Raw genomic sequence first — 17,978 nt, 5'->3', positions numbered from 1 at the left:
ATGAATGAGCCATTGCTTGACTACAAGTTTAAAGCACTGTCAGATATGACGAGACGAGAAATTTTGTGCTTTCTAAAAAACGGTAAAAAATGTGCTGGTGATATTGTAAATCAGTTCTCTATAACTGCCCCGTCAATTTCTTATCACCTAAATATTCTAACAAAAAGTAAGCTGATTTCAGCTCATAGAAATAGAGGATTTATCATATACGAGTTAAACACTACAGAATTAAATGAGGTCATGGAATGGTTGGATAACATAATGTTTATGTAAAGGAGATGAAATTCTGCTGTGTCTAAATGGGGGCGAGATACAGCTTATCCAAAAATTGCAAGTTTCTATGACATTACCATTCAAAAATTATTATCTGATGCATAGTTAGTAGCTTATTTAAGTTGTGTAATAACTATAGATGCTAATTAACTAGAAAAATTTCTTTAGCTAGTATGCTACTTTATTAAAAAATTGAATAAGATTGAAGATTTTCGATCAATTGAAAAGCGTTTGTCAGTTATGCTATACGGAAGTGATTATATAGGATAATTTTAATAGTAGAGTTCACGGAAAATGAAGAATCTATTTACCAAGAAACAGTAAAATGGTTATCACATAAACTTTCTGTCCCCCGTTAAACTCATAGAACACAAGAGTAATTTCATAATTAATATATTTACTCTAACTATAAAAGATAAGAATGGAAACCATTTACAATTAACATTTAAGGAATTTGACTTCATTCATTAGGAAGTCAAGAAAGAAGATAAAACCCAACCAAGACTAACCGTACTACATTATTACAGGCCTGGGCATCGGATATGAATTTGCACGATGATAAAATAAAGCAAGACAGTCTACTGATTTAGATTGCCTTGCTTTTATCTATATTTTTATCATCTTTACAAAACTCCTTAAATCTTTGTTTCCCAACTAGATTATCTTTAAACGTTCCACCTATTACAATAGCCTTGCTACACCTTCATAGATAAATTTTTTTCAGTATATTATGTAAATCTGTGCCATCCACAGTATCTGGTACAAATTCACTGGTTAAGATATCATCTATAAAAGTTTGTATGTCAGTCTTTACCATACCCGTTACCTCGAGTTTTTCATCCGGTGGTAAAAGCTTGACTAAATTAGCAATATCTTTGCAATGCTTTTTTATATGTCGAGATTGACCTTCTTCTCCTTGTTTTTTTCGTTCTATAAGTTCACACCAAGCTTTGGCTTTAAACGGTATAAGATATTTTTCATCTAAAACTGAAATACCATCAATTATACGTTTGCCATTTATCATAAACTGATAGTAATCGTCATTTAACAAAATAGCTGACAAGCTTGATATTTCATCTGAAACATGAAGAGGAACCAAATGAATATCTTTTGGTAAAAAAATGTTTGGATTACGCGAAAACAATTCAATCATCTTGGGGAAATCATTATTTTTTGGATTTTTAAACCTATAAAAACATTTCTTTTCCTGACCAACTTCAACATCATATCCAGCATCTCTGATGAATTCCCATAATTTCTGTCCAAATTCACCACTTATATTCTCAATAACAAGTACAATATCTAAATCCTTTGTTGTTCTAAAAAATTTTCCAATTTCATCAAAAATAATAGCACAAGCTGTACCTCCAATAAGTACATAATTGCTATCATATTCCTTAAAGAATTCTCTAAATTTATGCAATCCGTTTATACTAATCATTATATTCCTCCAGTAGCTCCTCTAAAGCAATTTGTATTCTTTCGTCTTCACTATCTCTAAGCTCTGCATATAAAGATATAACATCGATGTAGTGAGTTGTAGATAAAAAACCTGGATTATATTTAAACTGTTCTATGAGTAAATACTCCTTTGAATCAATGTCGTATTTATTAATAAAACAAGTGTTCCCCATCCTCTTTATTTTTTCAGATGTTGTAGCAAGAAAACCTACACTTGGTTCATTCAAAGATGTTCCTAATTTTGCTAATGCAGTTTCATTAGAAGCAAACATATCACTACAATCTAAACTATACTTGCAAAAAAATATCTTTTCTACAGGATTAAAAAGATATTTCTTCCCGTTTTTCCACATCGTTTTCCTATCCATCGTTTTATATATTTTTCTTGTGGTATTGCCTTCTGTATAAAGCAATTTCCGGCTTACCAATTCTGCCAACGCACGATTGAGTGTAATTTTAGAATATGGTATTTCCATAGCTAATCGTGGAGCATTTGTTTCTTTTACATTATTTAATAAAAGATAAATATAAGTTACCTGTGCTGCTATGGAAAACTTTTCTGCATAATCTTTCGCTACAATTTCTCTCTGACTTAAATTTATCATTATATTAGGAATATATACTTGATTGTCTGGCTGAATAAAAGGAATTTGATTTCTGATTAACATATTTCTTTGAGATAAACGTAAACTTTCAAAAATAAAGATCGGCATTGATTCTAAGTAACTATATATTTGTTTAATTTGCTTTTTTAGCTGATTTATATTGATATCTTGTTTTTTTAATGGGTTAACTAAAACATAAGACCTATCGTCATTAGGAATTTTTATAAAATGAAATTCATATATCTCCATCATATACATAGGGATAGAATTGTTATTTTTTTCAGATTCAATTTTTGAGTTAGTTCCAAATATTTCTTTCAAATAGTTCAAAGTGTTTTCCATAACTCCGCCTCCATTACATCATCATTATATCACAGTGTATGATGTAATACAATTATTATGGTGTAATACAGCTTTTTCATCCATTACATACAAATTTTAAAGATAACATATAGAATCATATAATCACAAATTCTCCCTTATTACTATCTCTCTAGTGACCTACTCCCACCACTTATACTATAATATCACCTTGAAGTGGTAGACTTATCCTTGAACTTCATCAAAAATACAAATATTACGCCCCCCAAACACTTGAAAAAAAATGCTACGTTTTACTAAATACAAGTTTGTCTAATTCTTATAAAATCATCATAGTGATTCCGATTGGCGCTCAACGAATACTATACCTTGAAACAATTGATCAAGTTTACATTCCATAATATACTACTACTCTAATATCCTATCTCCACTGAATCAAAATGAAAATTCAATAAGGATTTATATATCCATTCACTAAATTCTATAAATTTATAATGTTTAGTTTTTGAAATCATTGCTATTTTTTCTATTAATATTGTTACACTTCTTTTTGTGCAACTGATTCTAGCAAGTATTTATACTCATCATATAAACCTGAAAATGCTGTACTTCCCAAATAGCTTTAGACAATAAATTTCTCTACTGCTTATACAAAGGTACGTAATCAAGGTTCTTAGATATTAAATTTAAATCCATTTCCAATAGAGCAACAATTCGCTTACGTAGTGTTATATAGTTCTTTTATACTGCTTACCATAAAACGTATGATTATTCATACTATTTCCTTCTAAATCAAATTTATAGAATAGCAAACTCAAGCTCAAATAACAACTTTCCTATGATTCTGCTATATTCCATATGTTCTCATCTATTTTCCTATGGATAAACTATCACAATATTTCCTTTGTTTAACTACCTCACCTACATATTATTTGATACGTTAGCTTGCTATAGTTTTTTACTATTATGTTAACTAAAGCTTCACTTTCTCTACCAAAACCATTATAGTACTATTTCAAAAAAAGAATACGCACACTCACCAATTTAGATTATATAAACACACGAATACCTCTCGTCTGAAAAAAACTTATTATACTGGAAGTATTCTATCACGAATAATGGTATAATATACGTTAAGGTAAGGTGATTTCATGGAATTGACGTCTGCACAAATTAAAGATTTCGCGGGTAGTGAAGAGCTCTATCAAAGGGCAGAAACAATGGTAAAGGAAGGGCGTATCGTATCTCTTGATATCGATGATTTTAGTAATCCACAATTGATACTAATCAATGCGACCATTAAAGATGAGAAACAATATCATGAAGTGAATATGTCGATTGAAAAAGACGATGAGATTGTACGTGCCCATCTATGCAATTGTAAAGAACATCAAACAAAATTAACCTGTGCACATTGTTGTGCAGTCCTATTAAAAGTAAAACAAGATCAAGAGTCCATGCAAAAACAGGATCAACCTGTACAAGCTAGTATTGTACATGATAACTATGCATTGCATGTTATGAACGCTTATGAGGAACAAATCGTTTATTCTTCTTTGGCTATGAATTTAAAACAGTCCATTCATGTAGAACCTGTATTAGAACTACGAAAAAAGAAGATTATGGCGCTTACCTTAAAGGTTGGAAATGAGAAACGCTATATTGTAAAGGATATCCGTGGTTTCTTAGATGATATCGCACAGAACGTAAAAAAGAGCTATGGAAAAGATTTAGAATTTCTCCATAACTTACACAGTTTTGATGAAGAAAGCCAAGAACTGATTCAGTTTATGATTCGCCATAGTTATGATATTTTATACTTTGAACATAATGAAGCTTTGCAAAGTTGTCCCCAAGCGCGCAATCTGTGTTTTACTCCAGATGCATTGGATGAGTTTTTCACAATGTATAATGGAACGGATGTAATGCATCGTATGAAAGAAAAGATGCTTATCAATATGCGTTTTCAAGATGGAAACCCAAAGCTTCAGTTAGAAGTAAAAAGAAAAGAAGATGAATCTTTTGAAATTAGCTTGAATACGACGGATTTCAGGGTACTAGAAGGTAGATCTCACATCTATGTATTGATGGATCATATCTTATATCGTTGTGATAAAAAGTATTCAAAAGATTGTGTGTTATTGTTAAATGCATATGTACAAAAGAAAAGCTCAATGCTTATTTCTCATGATTTTATGCGTAATTTCTATAATAGTGTGCTGATGAACGTAAAACATCATATTCCTATTATTGGTGATGATATCAGTGAGTATGCACCACTACCACTCGAATGTAAAGTCTATATTGATATGCCTAAACATAATGTGATTAGCGCAAAATTGTTATACTGTTATGGAAATGAAGAATACAATGCATTTTCTACGAACACATTAAGTTCTTCTCGTTCCTTTCATGAAGAGATTGCGACACGTCTTGTCTTTACAAAATATATGAAACGTATTGATGGGTTAGAAGGTCTTGCGTATATCGAACATTCTCAGGATGCAATTTATGAGTTTTTAGATAAGGGTATTGAAGAACTTTCTAACACGTGTGAAATTTACGCAACAGATAAATTTAAAAAGCTACAAATCAAAGACAGTGTCAATATTTCTATGGGTGTACGTATTGAAAGTGATTTATTAGAAATCAATTTTGATACCTTTGACTTTCCAGTTGAGGAACTTTCTCAAGTATTGGAAGCATATCGTTTGAATAAACGTTATTATCGTATGAAGAATGGTTCTTTTGTGAACATCGAAGATAGTGCACTACAAGAGTTATCTAGTATCCTAGAAGGAATTCATGTGGGTGATAAAGAAATCAGCAGTGGAAGTGTGAAAGTACCAAAATATCGTTCCCTCTATATCGATAACAATTTAAAAGATACCAATCAAATCAAAGTAGATCGTGATTCTTCTTTTAAAGATATTGTACGCGGTGTTCATAACGTTGCGGATAGTGATTTTCAAGTACCTGAATCACTAAAGGGTATTTTACGTAATTATCAAAAGGTTGGATTTCGTTGGTTAAAGACTATGGCAGCATATGGTTTTGGAGGAATCCTTGCGGATGATATGGGAATTGGTAAAACTATTCAAGTAATCACCTTGTTAGAAGATGAGAAGCTACAACATCCAAAGACTTTATCTCTAGTAGTTTGCCCATCCTCTTTGATTTTGAACTGGGAAAGTGAGATTCATAAATTCTCTAAGATTTTATCTTGTATCCTCATATCAGGAACGAGTGAAGAAAGAAAACAACAGATCAAAGATTGTAAAAACTATGATATTGTCATTACAAGCTATGATTATATAAAACGAGATATGGAATACTATGCAGATATTACCTTCACTTATGAAATCATAGATGAAGCACAATACATTAAAAATCATTTAACAAAGAATGCTTTAGCAGTAAAAGCCATACAATCCAAACATCGCTTTGCGCTGACTGGTACACCAATTGAAAATTCCCTAGCAGAATTATGGTCAATCTTTGATTTCTTAATGCCTGGATATTTATTCAGTTATCATTATTTTAAATCAGAGTTTGAATTTCCGATTGTAAAAGAACAAGATCAAGCTACTTTAAAAGAGTTAAAGAGAATGGTAGAACCATTTATCTTAAGACGTATTAAAAAAGATGTATTAAAAGAATTGCCTGAGAAAGTAGAACACACGATGTTAGTGGAAATGGATGATGAATCTCGTAAACTATATATGGCAAACCTAAGTATGATACGACAAGATTTACAAACCAATTTCAAAGAAAAAGGATTTGAAAATAGTAAGATTATGATTTTGAGTATGCTTACTAGATTGCGTCAGATTTGTTGCGACCCTCGCTTACTATATGAGAATTATCATGGGATAGGAAGTAAAGTAGAAGCCTGTGTAGAGTATATTGAAAGCTGTATCTCTTCAAATAAAAAAGTGCTTTTATTCTCTCAGTTTACATCTCTTTTATCACTTATCCAAAAAGAACTCGAAAAAAGAGAAATTGATTTCTATTTATTAAAGGGAAGCACACCAAAAATCATGCGACAACAATACGTGAATGCGTTTAATACAGATGCGACTCCAGTCTTCTTGATTTCCTTAAAAGCAGGAGGAACTGGATTAAATTTAACCAGTGCTGAAGTTGTTATTCACTTTGATCCATGGTGGAATGTATCCGCTCAAAACCAAGCAACAGATCGTGCTTATCGCATTGGTCAACACAACAATGTACAAGTAATTAAACTAATTGCGAAAGATACCATTGAAGAAAAGATCATGCATCTACAAGAGTTAAAACAAGATTTAAGTGATTCTATCATTCACCAAAATGAAGGTATTATTACGCGTATGAACGCAGATGAAATATTAAATCTATTCGAATAACAAGCCAATACTTCTTAGTATTGGTTTTTACACATAATTTTGCGTAAGATACATACATAAAGAATAGGTGAACTTATGAAAAAAAATCTGCTATTCTATAATTCATTAAATCCAAAACAATATCTACAAGTCCTACTAGAAAACTATCCATATGATATTGATGCCTCTATGGTTTATTCTCTTTGTAATAAACACCCCTATCCTCATCCTGTACTATGTTCTTTTATTTCATATTATAAAGATGTGATCAAGATTCGCATCACTTCAAACCAACAAGAATGTTGTCCTTCCCTTCTTCCACTCTTTTTAAAAATGAGTTTATTATCACAAAAAGATAGTGGATTATTACGTAGCTATCCCTTTAATTTCCAAGCCGTTTTCTTTGTAGGAAAACATACTTTTTCACATCCTTATGCACATCTTCCATTTCAAAAGATCCCTTGTATTGATCGTGTCGTATTACATGATAAGATAAAACTTTGTATGCCACCTTATGAAGAAATTCCCATTCATAAAAGGACAAGTTTTATCTATCGTGATATTAGTATGGATGCCTCTGATTATGTATCAATTAGTATTCAAATCACACATAAACAAGGGATGATATTCTTATCAAAACAATGTGCCTCATTGGCTATTCCTTTGTTTCGTATGTACCATACGACCACACCTTCCATTCATCAAGATTTTTTACTGATTTTTGGATTAAAAGATCAAAGCACTTGTATGGAATACTATGTGGATGAAACCAATGATATGTACATTGGACTAGCAAAGGGAGATGAGCGTATTCATCATTTCCTACATTTAAAACACATGCTTCTTACCTTATATAATGCACTTTGTGTTCACCAACATGATCTACCTATTCATGCCTCTATGATAGAATTCTTTTATCAAAAAAAACAATATGGTTTTTTATTTGCGGGAGAAAGATGTAGTGGAAAGTCTGAAATGTTGGATGCATGTGTACAAGTACTAAAAAAACAAAACATGCAATATCAAGTCTTGTTTGATGATTTTGGAACGCTTCATTATCTTGATAATGAAATTGTTTCAACTGCCATTGAAATAGGTGCCTGTAAAGCATTGAGTGTACCTCCATTTCAAGATATATTTACGAGTTATCATGATGGTATTCTTTTAGAGGAAGATACTACCCAATATCATTTTATACTTCCGCTTGTTTCTTTTGAAGATACCATTCACTTTCATAGAGTTACACACTTTTTCTATTTAGATGATACAAAAAGAGCTGCATTTCAAGAACCTTTAGAATCCATGAATGATGTAAACCGTTCCTTCTTTTACAATGCTTTTGGGTGCACACAGGAAAGTCAACTCATCCATGATTTAATAGAAGAATTCATTACAATGATCTTTGTATCAAATATTCCACTGTATCCTCTATACACACGTGCGACTCCTTTTCAAAAACAAACAATTTATAAGCGCTTAGCAAATGAAATATTCCATAAAATACTTGGATAAACATTGCTTAATTATGGGCTACAAGCTATACTTATAGTAGTAAATTTAGCGGAGGATCAGACATGGAAACGAAAGAAATCATTGATGAACTTGGGATGAAGCGTTCACTTACACGTATCACCCATGAAATCATTGAGCATAATAAAGGTATCAAAGATGTCGTATTGATTGGCATTAAGACACGTGGTGAGATTTTGGCAAATCGTTTGCGGGATAATATCTTACTTGTGGAGAATTATGAAGTGCCTTGTTATGCGCTGGATGTCTCACATTGGCGCGATGACAAAGAAACAACAACACCAATTCCAGAAATGGAATTGCCTGTAAAAGACAAACATGTCATTCTAGTTGATGATGTGTTGTTTAAAGGTAGAACGGTGCGTGCTGCCATGGATGCGATTATGCATTTTGGACGTGCAAAGGAAATTCAATTGGCTGTTTTAGTAGATCGCGGGCATCGTGAACTTCCTATTCGTGCAGACTATATTGGAAAGAATATACCAAGTTCGCTACAAGAAGTAATTCGTGTAAAAGTTAAGGAAATAGATGATATAGATGGTATCTATATCAGTAAATAAAGGTGGAAAAAATGGAAAAAGAATATGTATTGAAGTTTGCGAAAGAGTTATTATCAATTGATTCTCCTACAGGATTTTGTGATAAAGCAATACGCTTTGTGGAGAGTACAGTTACAGAATTAGGATATCCATGTAAAAGAACACAAAAAGGAAATTTGCTTATCTATGTAGATGGTAAGGATACGTCTAAAACAGTGGGTCTATGTGCGCATTGTGATACCTTAGGTTTGATGGTTCGCTCTATCAAAGATGATGGTAAACTTGCCTTAACTAATATTGGTGGACCTATCATTCCTACATTGGATGCGGAGTACTGTCGTATACATACAAGAGATAACAAAACTTATACAGGAACGATCTTATCTACTTCTCCTGCGGCTCACGTATATAAAGATGCCTCCAGTAAGGTTCGTGAGATTGCAGAGATGGAAGTACGCATTGATGAAGTCGTAAAGAACAAGGCAGATGTGGAAGCATTGGGTATACAAAATGGTGATTTTGTAGCGATTGATCCAAAGGTTCAAATTACAGAAAGTGGGTTTATCAAATCACGCTTTTTGGATGATAAAATAAGTGTTGCGATTCTTGTGGGTGTGTTAAAAGAGCTAAAAGATAAGAATATAACACCAGCACATAATGCTATCTTTATGATGAGTACATATGAAGAAGTAGGACATGGAATGTCTTATATTCCAGAAGAAATTAGTGAACTTCTTGCGGTGGATATGGGATGTATCGGTTTAGACTTAGCATGCAGCGAATATGATGTTAGTATTTGTGCAAAAGATTCTAGTGGACCTTACGATTATGAATTTACCAATCGTTTGATTTCTTTGGCAAAACAAGAACAGCTTAGTTATGCAGTGGATATCTATCCAATGTATGGCTCTGATGTAAGTGCGGCAAGAAGTGGTGGAAATGATATCAAGGGAGCTTTGATTGGTCCTGGTGTTCATGCTTCACATGGAATGGAAAGAACACACATTGATGGAGTACTTCATACGATGAAGTTGATTCTTGCCTATATAAAATAATGAAATGAAGCGATTATGCTTCATTTTTTTCATGTTTTTAAGTACTCTATCATATACTGTGCTGAGGTGAGCCTTATGTTTTTACACACATTTTTACTTGTATTTATTGCCGAGATGGCTGATAAAACCCAGTTTATGATTATGGCACTTACCAATCGTTTTCGTATTAAGACTATTCTTATGGGAATGATTAGTGGAATTATTATAATCGCGGGATTATCCGTATTAGCTGGAGATATCATTGGTGATTTTGTTCCTGTGAAGGTTATTAAAATATGTGGTGGGGTTATGTTTTTATTGTTTGGGCTATGGAATTTACGCAAAGGAAAAGATGAAGAAAGTCATCGTAAGGTTGGTATGAAACTTCCCATCATTTCGATTGCGTTATCTTTTATATTGGCAGAATTAGGAGATAAGACACAACTTGCGACAGTTGCATTGGCGGCGGATCATATGCAAGATCATCTGGCAATCTTTGCAGGTTCTGCAATTGGTTTGATACTGGCGAACATTGTTGGAATCTTTGCGGGAAAGTTCATTTTTTCCAAACTTCCTGAGGATCGCGTAAAACTTATTTCATCTTGTATTTTCTTCTTCTTTGGTTCTACTACATTATTTGAGGCAGTTCCTGGTTCCCTATGGTTATATGCTAGTTATAGTATCCTGCTTACCCTACTTGCCTATGCTATTTATACGCATTCTCGCCGCGTAAGAATTTGATGTGTCGTACGAATACAAACTTCTCTTTTGTGATATAATATCCATATCGCTACAAAGAGAAAGAGAGAATATAACATGCATGAATGGTCACTAAATATACTCTATAAAGGGTATGAAGATACTTGCTTTCAATCAGATATGAAAGCATTAGAAAAAAATGTAGATGCGTTCAATGAATTGGCAAAGCATATACATGAAAAAACAAAATTAGAAGCGTGTAAAGAGATTGTAAAGCTACAAGAACAAAATAAACTTGTCCTTAGTAAACTCTATGCGTATGGAAACTTAAAACAAGCTACGGATACAACTGATTCTAAAACAATTGCTTATTTGGAACAGATTACTCGCCTTGTGACACAATCAAGTAAAGCGAATTCTATTTTTGAATCTTTTATTGCGCAGGTGAAGAATTTAGATACGTATATAAAAGAAGATGAATTTCTAAAAGAATACGCATTTTACTTAAAAGAAATCCAAGAGAACGGTAAATATTTACTAAGTGATGATGTAGAAGAAGTAATTACAAAATTGAATATGAGTGGAGGCAGTGGTTGGGAAAGCCTACAAAGCTATTTAACAAGCACCTTGAAAGTAGAGTATCAAGGAGAAACAATCACCTTACCTCAAATACGTAACCTTGCATATGATGCGGATAAACAAGTACGTAAAAGTGCTTATGAAGCGGAACTTAAATCTTACGATAAAATTAAAGACGCCATTGCGTTCTCTTTAAACAACATCAAGTCTCAATTTCAAACAGTTTGTGATCTACGTGGATTTGAAAGTCCTTTGGATATGACCTTATATCAAGCAAGAATGAAAAAAGAAACATTAGATGCGATGTTAGAGGCTATGGAGGAATACATGCCTTTATTTCAAACCTATTTAAAAAGAAAAGCAAAATTGTTAGGATATGAACATGGACTACCTTGGTATGAACTATTTGCACCTCTAGCAACTACAAGTACAACATATTCTATTGATGAAGCAAAAGAATACTTAGTTACACATTTTAAACCATTTGCTCAGGATATGGCAGATATGATACAAACTGCATTCGATGAACAATGGATTGATTTTTATCCAAAGAATGGTAAAGTTGGTGGAGCTTTCTGTTACAATTTACCATTTGTTAAACAAAGTCGTGTACTAACAAATTATGATGGTGGTTTAGGAGATATAGTTACACTTGCCCATGAACTTGGACACGCCTATCATGGAATGATGATACAAGATCATCATTTACTAAATACAACGTATTCTATGCCAGTAGCGGAAACCGCATCAATCTTTAATGAAAACATTATTATGAATGCAATCATTAAGGATGCTAAAGGTGAAGAAAAAATAGCCTTATTGGAAAATCAGCTACAGGAATTAACACAAATCATGTGTGATATTTATTCAAGGTTCTTATTTGAAAAGGAAGTCTTTGAACGTCGTACAAAAGGATTTATGTTTCCTGATGAGTTAGAACAAATTATATTGGACGCTCAGAAAAAAGCTTATGGAGATGGAGTAGATCCTGCTTACTTACATCCATATATGTGGGTTTGTAAATCTCATTATTATTCTAGTGATCTAAGTTTCTACAATTTCCCTTACGCCTTTGGTGGATTATTCGCAAGAGGTTTGGTTTTGAAATATCAGGAAGAAGGTCCTTCTTTTATAGATACGTATCGCAAGATGTTAAAGGCTACCACAGTATCTTCTGTAGAAGATGTAGCACGTATTGCTCATATTGACTTAACGGATAAGGGATTCTGGATAGATTGTTTAAAGACATGTGAAGAAAGCGTACAAGAGTTTTTAGAACTAACGAAATAAAACTGGTCACCCAGTTTTATTTTTTTCTATATAACGTTGCCAATCTTGATTATAAGATTGTATAGCGTATGGATCTTTTGTTGGTTTGATATTACTATATTTCCCAATAAACTCTTCTACTGCTTTCGTACATTTTATAGCTCCTGCATCATTCATATGAAATCCTGCATCTTTTGTATCCTCCATCCAATCCACAGGAGTCACATCTACGTTCATATCCAACATAGGTATTCCTCTTTTTTCCGCATATTCTTTGGCAAGATTACTCTTTTGTGTTGTCCAATCACGCGTTGGGAATTTAGCAAACAACAGTTTAATCTTCTTTTGTTTACAAAGTTCTATAATGGAATCTATATAGGAAACCTTTTTCTCATCGAGTCCTAATGTAACATCATAACGTGACATATAACTTTCATAGCCTGTAAATGGAATTGCGGTTGTTTCATATAGGTAGCCTTTAAAGTGACTAGGAACTTTATTGTTCTTTTTTTCGATATTTTGAGAAGGAATAATTTTACTTATCGTTTGTTGGTATACTTGATTTGTATAGTTTTCATATAAAATATCTTTATCTTCTTCATTTAGACCACCCGTATCATCTTGAATCGCTCGAAGTCTTGCGCTATCTGTATGGAATGTATTGATAGCGTTACAATAACGAGATATTTGTGAAGTTGAACTCGCAAATAATTCATTAATCTCAAAGACGACTACTTCAGGTGTTTGGTATGCTAGTGCATCCTTTAATAAATAATAGGACAACCATGCAGGTTGTGAGGCTGAAGCTAAGGAATAAGAGGTCACTTTTTTATCTTCCCAATAGGTAATTGGAGAAAATCCACGATAGATATTACTATCCCCTAAGGCAAGAAGTTGGATACTACGTTTCTTTTCTTTATAGAAATCATCCATGTTTGTATATATCTTTGTGCTACATCCATTTGCACTCACACGATCAAATCCACTTATTTGAATTGGAGAACCCAAAATCAAGGAACAAACAACGATTAGAAATTGTCTCTTTATTCTTTTCATGTTCACTCCTCTTTTCCTTTAAAATTGACTATAAATAAAATCAGGGATATCTGATAAATCAGCTTGTAAGAAATATACAAAGATAATCACAAAACAAAGATAGAAAAACAGAGTCCATGCAAGATACATACATAGCTTATGATTTTTCAAATTTAAGAATGTCTTCAATTACATACACCCAACCTTTCCATCCATAATGTGTCGCATCCATGAAGAAATAATCGCTATATTCATGGTTACTTAAATCGCTTAAGGTTACTTTATTTACTCTAGCAACGGTTCTAATGTTTTGGTAATACTCTTCACGTTTCTCTTTTGAGAAACCAACATGATCATACCATGCGCCATTCACTGGAATCATAATCAAATTCACGCTAATTTTGTTTTGTTTACAAACATCTAGGAAGAGTTGTAAATCATCATATTCAGGTGAAATAGAGTAGGATTCATTTAATTGTGAATTTTTCTTTTTTTCAACACGTTTTTTATAGCGTGCGTTGTAATTATCATTATCCATGTTAAATGGATTACTTACTCTTTGTTGTCCTTCGATATCTGCCTCTTCTAATAAACGTGTTTCATCAATCCCAGTAAATTTAGGTACTGGCTTTGCCATACGATGATAAACATCTGAGGATTGATAATCCGACATGAAAGCTACATCCGTCTTTAACGATATAAACGATGCGAAGATACCTGTATAGGCACTATCTAGAATGCTCGCTTTATTGCTAGTGTATACTTTTTCATATTTCATCACGCGTTCTTTTACTTTTGGGCTCGGTGTTAATAATTCATTGGTACGTTTTATAATTTTCTTTTTCGTAGACTTTTTGATGTTGCTGTTCTTTAGAAAATCAATGAAGTTATCTTCCGAAAATCTTGATGTAAAGGACATTGCATCTGCCCCATCTTTCGTAAACCATTGAGGAGAAAGAATTAAGTTTACTTTTTTATTCTCCATACTAGGTGCTACTGCACCTAGTCGAATGGCATGGTTTAAGGATTGAAAATACCCTTCTCCAATTAACATAAAGCTTTTATCTTTCGCATTCACCATTTGTTTAGGATGAAATTTAGAATCATATAAACGACTCAATTCACTTGAACCTAACACCAATGCGGTATTTTTATGAAGATTATTTGATAATGCAGAAGTAGATAAATACTTTTTACGACTTAGATAATAGTCTATATCGTTTGTATCACTTGTAATAGCTTCACTTACATACCAACGAAACCCAGTAATGGTAATGGCAAATAATACCAGAGCGGTGATAAATGCCTTTATAATTCTCATTTTTCAGAACTCTTTTCTTCTAAAAGAGCAATTAACTTATTTGGTGTATCCATTTGACTTCTTTCAATTTCTGTTGGAGATAAAGAAATATTAAAACGCATTTCAATTTCTACAATCAAGGTAGTAACACCCAAAGAATCAATCAACCCCGTATCAAATAGGTTGATATCCAAATCTTCCTTTACAATTTCATCTTCACATACTTCTTCTAACATTTCTAAAATTTCATTTTTCATTTTCATTTCCTCCATTTTTTATATGTGCAACAACAGCAAACGAACAAGACGATGAACAATTTCCATAAAATGACCTGAGAAGATTAAGAATCCAAACATGATCAAGTTCAAGGTCACAAACCATGATAGAAGTTTGTACCATTTCTTGTTTTTATTATTCTTATAAAACTTCGATTTCTTTTGGTAAAACTCAAAACCTCCTAGTAGTAATCCATGGTATAACCCGTATAGGATATAGCTAGGTGTGATTCCATGCCAAAATCCCATAATACTCATATTTACCATATACGCAGAGAATGCCAAATTGAGCTTACTAGAGAAACGTTTCTTACGTACGCTATCCAACATGAAGCGTGAGAATACAAAATCACGAAACCAATAGGATAGGGTCATATGCCAGCGATTCCAGAAATCCTTAATATCGATACTTAAGAATGGTTTATTGAAGTTCTCTGGTGTCTTAATACCTAATATATAACTGGCTCCTATCGCCATATTACTGTAACCAGCAAAATCAAAGAACATATAAATTCCATATAAATAGGCATAGGCAATCACTTCCAAAGGAGCATATATGTTAGATACACGATTCATTAGAGTAAATGCAATTCCACCCAATGCAAATTTATATAAAATACCTAACGTAAGCTTAAAGATTCCCTCTCCTGCCATCTGCAAGTACTCACTCTTTGCTGGAATGTTATGCAAATCACTAAGATAACGTCGACTTCGATCAATTGGACCTGAACTTATCGAAGGGAAGAATAAAATAAAACTGCTATATTCAAAGAAACTCATTTCTTCTATTAAACCATCATAGGTTTCAATCACAATCTGTATTACCTTAAAGGATACATAGGAAACTCCTATAAAGGCAAATAGATTTAGTTGAACCAAAGAGGATACTTTACAAAGAATCAATGGCAACATTGCCAAGATGACAAATTGTACATAAAGTGAAGAGTTTTTCCCATACTTCTTTCTTAAGAATAGATAGATGCGAATCACATACCATTCAATGACATAGAACGCAATGAGATAGAGAAATCCACTCATACTGTTTCTACAAATTAAATACAGAAAGAAGATAGAAAACCCAAGGGCATATTGTTTGATGGTTTTTTCTTTCACTCCTAGAATAAAGGCTGGTATCAATCCTGCGAATAAGACAAGAAAGAAGCTTAGCCCTTCAAAGAAATTCACGATAACCCCTCTTGTAATGCTTTACGATCCGCTTTCCCATTGTTGGTCATTGGCATTTCATCAATGAACACATATTTCTTTGGTACCATATAATCTGGTACAAATTGTTTTAGCGATGCGGATATACTTTGTCCTAATTGGAAACGTTGACTTGTATCTCCTTGATACACAATATATCCAATTAGATTTTTAATCTTTCCATCTTTATAATTAGGGATTACTACAGCATTTTCTACACCGTCCACTTTCATTAGATTCTGTTCAATATCACAGATTTCTATACGGTACCCATTAAGTTTCACTTGTAAATCCATACGTCCACAATAGTACAACATACCATCTTCAAGATAGCCTTTATCACCAGTATGATACGCAGGCATTTCTACGCCATCGATAACTCTAGTAAAAAAGGCTTTCTTTGTTTGCTCAGGATTATGGAAGTATCCTTTTCCTACCGTATTTCCAACAATGATGATTTCCCCTTTTTCCATATCTGGAAGGCAATTCCCCTGTTCATCAATGATTTGAAGCCATGTACCTGGTTTTTGAACTCCAATTGGTAAAGGATTGCTATTCTCAATTATTTCCTCGGTAATAACTACATCACTGATAGCCACTGTAGATTCTGTAGGTCCATACGTATTGATTACCTTAGCGTTTGGAAAACGTTGTAATAGTTTTCTAGCCGTTTCATTGGTTAACACCTCTCCACAAAACAAGAAGGTTTCCATATCTGGCATCATATCTTCGCAAAAGGATTTATCAACTAAACACATATCCGCAAAAGAAGGTGTGGATACCCAAACATTGGCCTTTGAGGAAGCTAATGCTTCAAACAATGTATGATAATCTTTTTGTAATTCTTTATCTAACGTAAATAAGGTACCCCCACTCCCTAAGGAAGTGTATAAATCCATTACAGACAAATCAAATGAAAATGGTGCTTGGTTGATAAATACCTTTGCTTTTGATTGTGCATTTGCAAGAGGTATTGACCACTCTAGGAAATGATTCAAGTTTGCATAAGAAATTTGTACTCCCTTAGGAATACCCGTACTACCTGAAGTAAATATAATATAAAATATATCTTCACTTGTGAGTGCGTAAGAAGAATCGATTTCTTCCGTATGTGTATCTATGATTTCATATAATTTTGTTTTGTCTACAATACCATTCTGTGCAACATCAAGCTCTTCACTGCTTAGTACAATCGCTGATTGAACCGTCTCTAAGATAGCTTCTATACGATTCTTTGGAATACCTGCATCAATTGGACAATATGCTCTACCAGACTTTACACAAGCTAGAAAACAAATCAACATAAGTGGATCTTTATGTCCATATACAGGGATTGGTGTTTTATCATCCTTTAACTCACTTTGTAGATAATGAGCCAATCGGTTTGCCTTTTGAAGTAAATCTTGATAACTAAGCGTTTCGCCATTATGTATATAGGCGATCGCATTTGATGAAGCGAATTCCTCCAATGTTTTTAATAATTCCATGTTA

General features: G+C 33.0%; 14 protein-coding genes. 7 read left to right on the top strand and 7 right to left on the bottom strand.

Annotated features, from left to right (window positions below):
* Positions 1-273: an autorepressor SdpR family transcription factor gene (locus tag ACWG42_RS01365; RefSeq protein ID WP_455789701.1), complete on the top strand. Its 273-nt coding sequence runs from the start codon at positions 1-3 to the stop codon at positions 271-273.
* A 703-nt stretch (positions 274-976) separates the two neighbouring features.
* Here the strand turns inward: ACWG42_RS01365 and ACWG42_RS01360 are convergent.
* Both ACWG42_RS01360 and ACWG42_RS01355 read right to left on the bottom strand, forming a co-directional pair.
* Positions 977-1,714 carry a hypothetical protein gene (locus ACWG42_RS01360; protein ID WP_455789700.1) on the bottom strand — a complete coding sequence of 246 codons (738 nt, stop codon included), beginning with the start codon at positions 1,712-1,714 and terminating at the stop codon, positions 977-979.
* Complete coding sequence (locus ACWG42_RS01355; protein WP_455789699.1) at positions 1,707-2,681, bottom strand: hypothetical protein; 975 nt, start codon at positions 2,679-2,681, stop codon at positions 1,707-1,709. Before ACWG42_RS01355 ends, ACWG42_RS01360 begins: the two co-directional genes overlap by 8 nt.
* Positions 2,682-3,811: 1,130 nt before the next feature.
* Here ACWG42_RS01355 and ACWG42_RS01350 point away from each other — a divergent pair.
* From ACWG42_RS01350 to ACWG42_RS01325, 6 genes are all read left to right on the top strand, one after another.
* Positions 3,812-7,045 (top strand): SNF2 helicase associated domain-containing protein, encoded by a 3,234-nt coding sequence (locus ACWG42_RS01350; RefSeq protein ID WP_455789698.1) that lies wholly within the window; start codon positions 3,812-3,814, stop codon positions 7,043-7,045.
* A gap of 75 nt (positions 7,046-7,120) precedes the next feature.
* Positions 7,121-8,536 carry a hypothetical protein gene (locus ACWG42_RS01345; protein WP_455789697.1) on the top strand — a complete coding sequence of 472 codons (1,416 nt, stop codon included), beginning with the start codon at positions 7,121-7,123 and terminating at the stop codon, positions 8,534-8,536.
* Positions 8,537-8,598: 62 nt separating this feature from the next.
* Entirely contained in the window at positions 8,599-9,114 is a 516-nt protein-coding gene (gene pyrR, locus ACWG42_RS01340) for a bifunctional pyr operon transcriptional regulator/uracil phosphoribosyltransferase PyrR (RefSeq protein WP_455789696.1), read from the top strand.
* 11 nt (positions 9,115-9,125) lie between these two features.
* A complete protein-coding gene (locus ACWG42_RS01335) occupies positions 9,126-10,148 on the top strand; it encodes a M42 family metallopeptidase (RefSeq protein WP_455789695.1) in 1,023 nt (340 codons plus the stop codon).
* Between the two features lie 75 nt (positions 10,149-10,223).
* Positions 10,224-10,868 (top strand): TMEM165/GDT1 family protein, encoded by a 645-nt coding sequence (locus ACWG42_RS01330; protein ID WP_455789694.1) that lies wholly within the window; start codon positions 10,224-10,226, stop codon positions 10,866-10,868.
* A 75-nt stretch (positions 10,869-10,943) separates the two neighbouring features.
* Entirely contained in the window at positions 10,944-12,695 is a 1,752-nt protein-coding gene (locus ACWG42_RS01325; RefSeq protein WP_455789693.1) for a M3 family oligoendopeptidase, read from the top strand.
* Positions 12,696-12,701: 6 nt separating this feature from the next.
* On the opposite strand, the gene ACWG42_RS01320 is transcribed toward ACWG42_RS01325, so the two are convergent.
* The 5 genes from ACWG42_RS01320 to dltA form a co-directional block, all read right to left on the bottom strand.
* A complete protein-coding gene (locus tag ACWG42_RS01320; protein ID WP_455789692.1) occupies positions 12,702-13,730 on the bottom strand; it encodes a hypothetical protein in 1,029 nt (342 codons plus the stop codon).
* Between the two features lie 136 nt (positions 13,731-13,866).
* Positions 13,867-15,030 (bottom strand): D-alanyl-lipoteichoic acid biosynthesis protein DltD, encoded by a 1,164-nt coding sequence (gene dltD / locus ACWG42_RS01315; protein ID WP_455789691.1) that lies wholly within the window; start codon positions 15,028-15,030, stop codon positions 13,867-13,869.
* Complete coding sequence (dltC, locus tag ACWG42_RS01310) at positions 15,027-15,266, bottom strand: D-alanine--poly(phosphoribitol) ligase subunit DltC (protein WP_455789690.1); 240 nt, start codon at positions 15,264-15,266, stop codon at positions 15,027-15,029. Before dltC ends, dltD begins: the two co-directional genes overlap by 4 nt.
* A gap of 18 nt (positions 15,267-15,284) precedes the next feature.
* Positions 15,285-16,469 (bottom strand): D-alanyl-lipoteichoic acid biosynthesis protein DltB, encoded by a 1,185-nt coding sequence (gene dltB / locus ACWG42_RS01305; RefSeq protein WP_455789688.1) that lies wholly within the window; start codon positions 16,467-16,469, stop codon positions 15,285-15,287.
* Positions 16,466-17,974 (bottom strand): D-alanine--poly(phosphoribitol) ligase subunit DltA, encoded by a 1,509-nt coding sequence (dltA, locus tag ACWG42_RS01300; RefSeq protein ID WP_455789686.1) that lies wholly within the window; start codon positions 17,972-17,974, stop codon positions 16,466-16,468. The genes dltB and dltA overlap by 4 nt, the downstream gene beginning before the upstream one ends.
* Positions 17,975-17,978 lie beyond the last annotated feature (4 nt).

The organism is Amedibacillus sp. YH-ame10 (assembly GCF_053848885.1).
The sequence above is the reverse complement of the archived record's forward strand: the minus strand, read 5'-3'. Positions and strand labels throughout refer to the sequence as shown.

Bases quoted from the DNA above. Each gene is read 5' to 3' on its own strand.
- ACWG42_RS01365 (WP_455789701.1), top strand. From the start codon at position 1: ATGAATGAGCCATTGCTTGACTACAAGTTTAAAGCACTGTCAGATATG.
- ACWG42_RS01360 (WP_455789700.1), bottom strand. From the start codon at position 1,714: ATGATTAGTATAAACGGATTGCATAAATTTAGAGAATTCTTTAAGGAA.
- ACWG42_RS01355 (WP_455789699.1), bottom strand. From the start codon at position 2,681: ATGGAAAACACTTTGAACTATTTGAAAGAAATATTTGGAACTAACTCA.
- ACWG42_RS01350 (WP_455789698.1), top strand. From the start codon at position 3,812: ATGGAATTGACGTCTGCACAAATTAAAGATTTCGCGGGTAGTGAAGAG.
- ACWG42_RS01345 (WP_455789697.1), top strand. From the start codon at position 7,121: ATGAAAAAAAATCTGCTATTCTATAATTCATTAAATCCAAAACAATAT.
- pyrR (WP_455789696.1), top strand. From the start codon at position 8,599: ATGGAAACGAAAGAAATCATTGATGAACTTGGGATGAAGCGTTCACTT.
- ACWG42_RS01335 (WP_455789695.1), top strand. From the start codon at position 9,126: ATGGAAAAAGAATATGTATTGAAGTTTGCGAAAGAGTTATTATCAATT.
- ACWG42_RS01330 (WP_455789694.1), top strand. From the start codon at position 10,224: ATGTTTTTACACACATTTTTACTTGTATTTATTGCCGAGATGGCTGAT.
- ACWG42_RS01325 (WP_455789693.1), top strand. From the start codon at position 10,944: ATGCATGAATGGTCACTAAATATACTCTATAAAGGGTATGAAGATACT.
- ACWG42_RS01320 (WP_455789692.1), bottom strand. From the start codon at position 13,730: ATGAAAAGAATAAAGAGACAATTTCTAATCGTTGTTTGTTCCTTGATT.
- dltD (WP_455789691.1), bottom strand. From the start codon at position 15,030: ATGAGAATTATAAAGGCATTTATCACCGCTCTGGTATTATTTGCCATT.
- dltC (WP_455789690.1), bottom strand. From the start codon at position 15,266: ATGAAAAATGAAATTTTAGAAATGTTAGAAGAAGTATGTGAAGATGAA.
- dltA (WP_455789686.1), bottom strand. From the start codon at position 17,974: ATGGAATTATTAAAAACATTGGAGGAATTCGCTTCATCAAATGCGATC.